Annotated in this window: 5 protein-coding genes; all 5 read left to right on the forward strand. The window is 38.9% G+C overall.

What is annotated here, in order from left to right; all coding sequences use genetic code 11:
- Positions 1–496 (forward strand): ECF transporter S component (locus tag AC1DUW_RS21655; protein WP_477643426.1); only part of this gene is annotated, 496 nt, incomplete at its 5' end.
- 12 nt (positions 497–508) lie between these two features.
- Positions 509–1978 (forward strand): ABC transporter ATP-binding protein, encoded by a 1470-nt coding sequence (locus AC1DUW_RS21660; protein ID WP_053345868.1) that lies wholly within the window; start codon positions 509–511, stop codon positions 1976–1978.
- Positions 1979–1994: 16 nt separating this feature from the next.
- Positions 1995–2771, forward strand: a complete 777-nt coding sequence (locus AC1DUW_RS21665) for an energy-coupling factor transporter transmembrane component T family protein (protein WP_169787514.1) — start codon at positions 1995–1997, stop codon at positions 2769–2771.
- 40 nt (positions 2772–2811) lie between these two features.
- Positions 2812–3423 (forward strand): thiazole tautomerase TenI, encoded by a 612-nt coding sequence (gene tenI, locus AC1DUW_RS21670; RefSeq protein WP_053345869.1) that lies wholly within the window; start codon positions 2812–2814, stop codon positions 3421–3423.
- A 1-nt stretch (position 3424) separates the two neighbouring features.
- The coding region (gene thiO, locus AC1DUW_RS21675) for a glycine oxidase ThiO (RefSeq protein ID WP_477643427.1) at positions 3425–4431 on the forward strand (1007 nt) is incomplete at its 3' end.

The raw sequence follows: 4431 nt of genomic DNA on the forward strand, positions 1-4431 counted from the left end.
ATATTATTCCGTTAAACCATTAGGGTTACATGTAGATCAATTAATTTATGGAATGTGGTTTATAGCAGGGCCTGTTGCCTTTTTAGTTATGAGGAAACCGGGTGTGGCYCTGTTGGCAGAAATCGCGGCAGCCTCCGGTGAATTCTTTTTAGGTTCACCGTGGGGATTAACCGTACTCTTATATGGAGTTGTACAAGGATTATTCGCGGAACTGGTGTTTATGGCGTTCAGGTATAAAAAGTTTAATATGTCGGTTGCTGTATTAGCGGCGATAGCTTCATGTGTAGGATCGGTCCTCATGGATTTTGCATACGGAGAAATTGGTGCCCTCTCTCTTTGGAATTTACTATTATTTATGATTGCAAGATTTATCGGGTCAATTTTCTTTGCTGGTGTATTTGCTTACTATCTAGTAAAAGTATTAGAAGCTACAGGAGTAACAAATCTTGTTCGTCCAGTATCAAGTAAGGATTATGCTGCACTGGATCAAAAGTAGAGGTTGATAAGCATGGAACGAATAGCTTTTGTTGAAAAGTTAAGATTGAAGTTTCCCGGTGATGAGTCCTTGATATTCAAGGACTTATCCGTCTCGTTTGATAAAGGTGAAAAAGTTCTATTGTTGGGACCGTCCGGATGTGGAAAGTCTACACTTTTGCAAGTGTTAAGTGGGCTGATCCCACATTCCATTGAAGTCCCGATGAAAGCGAAAGAACTGGAGAGCCCTTCTTCATGGGGATATGTTTTTCAAGACCCAGATAGTCAGTTTTGTATGCCATTTGCAGATGAAGAAATTGCCTTCGTCCTTGAAAACCTTTCCGTTCCTAAGCAGCAAATGAATGAGAGGATTCACAATCATATCCGGCAGGTAGGATTACACTTAGATGATATCCATACAAGTATTGATACATTATCAGGCGGGATGAAACAGCGTTTAGCGATTGCGTCAGTATTGGCACTTGAACCTGAAGTGATATTTTTAGATGAACCAACCGCTATGCTTGATCCGGTTGGAACAAAAGAAATTTGGGATGTTTTAAAGGAAATTGGCAAAGACAAGACCGTTATTATCGTTGAACATAAAATTGACCATGTTTTAGAATTTATCGAACGAATAGTGCTTTTTAACGATAACGGTCAAATCATTGCTGATGGTCCCAAAGACATCATTCTTTCATTATACAAAAACAAAATGAAAGAACATGGAATCTGGTTCCCTGGTGTTTGGGATGAGTATATTCATGACCATGCACCCATTCGTGAACAAAGGGAATTTAATGATGGCGGTCCCATAATGCAAATGCAAGGTTTTAGAGGTTTCCGAAAAAAGGAAGAAAAAATTATGGTTGAAGAGCTGCAGATCCACTCAGGGGAATGGATTGTCATCAGGGGAGAAAATGGAGCGGGAAAGAGTACGCTTTTGCATGCACTGATGCAGTTCATTAAAACGAATGGTTATTATGAATTGATGGGAACCTCGATTAAAAAAGTGAAAAATCTAACAGATAACATGACGTTTGTCTTTCAAAATCCTGAGTTTCAATTCGTTGCGAATTCTGTATATGAAGAAATCGCTTATTCATTACGAATTGACAAAAAGCCTCCTCAAGAAATAGAAGAGAGAGTTCATGCACTGCTTGAAGTGTTCCACCTTACGGCCCATCGCGATAAACATCCTTTTCAATTATCGATGGGTCAAAAGCGGCGATTAAGTGTAGCGGCTTCAATCGTGAAAGAAAAAAAGATCATTCTTTTAGATGAGCCTACCTTTGGCCAAGATTCGAAAAATACCTTTGCCTTACTGGAATGGTTCGAGGAATATCGAAAGCGGGGTATTACAGTGATTATGGTAACCCATGATGATCATATTTCAAAAAACTTTGCAACTAGGATCTGGACGGTTAAGGATGGGAAAGTAATTAGTGATGAAAAGATTAGCAAGCAACTAGCGTTTTTAGAGACCGAAGTTTTATCACTATAGAAGGGGTGTCATGTAAGTGAATGTTTCGAGTGCAGAAACATGGCTCCATAAGATTAATCCAAGCCTTAAGCTTTTTGTATTAATTGTGTTATGTATGGTGGCGTTATTTATTAAAGACCTAAATTATATGATTAACGTTACCATGGGTGTTTTGCTCTTGTTTTTGTGTTTTTCCGGTCATCCGTTAAATCGTATTTTACTCCTATCAATTCCTTTTTGTTTCATTTTTTTATCTACCTCTTCTGCAATGATATTATTCGGACAAGGTGAGACACTTTGGTTTAAGTGGGGACTCATTTCGATTACGGAAGAGAGTTTCATGAGGGGATTATTGGTTGGCTTTAGAGCCCTGCTTTTTGCGGTACTTGGATTAACTTTTTCGTTAACGACGAGACCTGTCAACCTGTTTTATTCCTTAATGCAGCAAGTTAAGCTTAAACCAAAATATGCTTATAGTTTCATGGCGGCGTTAAGGCTTATTCCTATCATGTTGGAGGAATTTCAAACGATACGGAATGCGATGAGGGTACGTGGCGTCGAAAGGAAAAAAGGAATAAGATCACTATATTTTAAAATGAAAGCCTACTCCATTCCGTTGTTATCCGGAAGTATTAGACGAGCTCACCGGATTGCGGTTGCGATGGAGGCCAAACGATTTTCAGATACCAGGAATCGAACATACTATTATGAATTTGGGTTTTCTAAAAATGACCATGGGTTCATTCTGTATTTTGTCATCTTGTTGTTGGCAGGGCTTTATCTATCTGTACAATTTCCGTATTTATCAATTTGATTAAAGAAGAATTGATTATTATCGTTAAGGAGTTCTTAGTATGAATGCACAAGAATTGCATATTATTTCTACTGGGAAACAGCCAATTGAGAAGTTTGTTGAGATTGCTTCAAACATTCAAGATTATGTGGATTACTTTTATCTTAGAGAAAAGCAGATGAGTGCGTCACAACTCTATAAAGCTGTGACCTTATTACATGAAAAAAAGATTCCGTTGTCTAAAATCATAATTAATGACCGAGTGGATGTAGCTTGGGCAATGAAGGTTTTTGGTGTGCAATTGGCTTTTCATAGTTTAGATGTCAGAGTCGTAAAGCAAGCATTTCCAGAAATCAGGGTTGGGAGCTCTATTCATTCCTTTGATGAAGCAAAGGCTGCTTTCCATAATGGAGCCAATTACGCGATTTATGGCCATATCTTCGAAACAAACTCAAAACGAGGTCTCGCTCCTAAGGGAGTGGAGGAGCTTCAAAAAATCACGATGAATATCAAACTACCTATTATTGCAATAGGTGGAATAACACCTTCTAATAGTCAACTTGTACTAAATGCAGGTGCACAAGGGATCGCGATTATGTCAGGTGTCCTAGAAGCGGAAAATCCAATTCAATCTGCAAAAGAGTATGCAAGGTCTTTAGGAAAGGAGATATAAGATGAATTCCATATATGATGCGATCATTGTAGGTGGTGGTGTAATTGGAGGGTCTATTGCTTATCAATTAGCCAAACGAGGTAAAAAAGTCCTTTTATTAGAGAAAGATAGACTTGCTAGTAAAGCATCTAGTGCAGCTGCCGGGATGTTAGGAGCGCAATCCGAGTTAGAATCTGATAACCCGCTTTTTACATTAGCAAGACAAAGCAGGGGGATGTTTCCTGAGCTGTCGGAAGAATTAAAAGACATAAGCGGGATTGATATTGAATTAGTTAACAAAGGAATGTTTAAGGTAGCACTTACTAGTGAACAAGAATCAGATTTGAAGAACATGATCAAAATCCAGCAAAAAGCCGGGCTTGAGGCGGAATGGTTTACAACTGCTGAAATAAGAAAAAAGGAGCCTCTTCTTTCTGATGAGATTAGAGGTGCTATGTATATTCCAAAGGATGGACAAGTTTCGGCCTCTAGGTTGTCGCTCGCTTTTACTAAATCTGCTGCTGCTCTAGGCGCTGATATAAAGGAATATGTACATGTTTCTGATTTGATTATTGAAAACGCGTGTGTAAGAGGTGTGGTCACTAATATAGGAGAATTTTTTAGTGAAAATGTAATAGTAGCAAGTGGAGCATGGAGCAATTTTCTTCTAGAAAAGGCCGGGGTAAAGCTTGATACATATCCCGTAAAAGGAGAGTGCTTTTCCGTTTTGACTAATCGTCCATTGCTTGAAAAAACGATTTTTTCACATGGGTGCTATCTTGTACCTAAAGTTGGCGGGAGAATCATTGTTGGTGCGACGGTTAAAGCTCACACTTTTGACCAAAAGGTAAGTATCGAAGGAATTTCAACATTAATAGAAAAGGCAACACAACTGCTTCCAGCACTTAAAGAAACGGAGTGGGAAAAAGCATGGGCTGGTATACGTCCGCAAACAGGAGATGGCCTACCTTACTTTGGAGAACATCCAGCATACAATGGACTTTTTATTGCAACGGGTCACTTTAGGAA

Source organism: Peribacillus sp. P4_C12 (assembly GCF_056402095.1).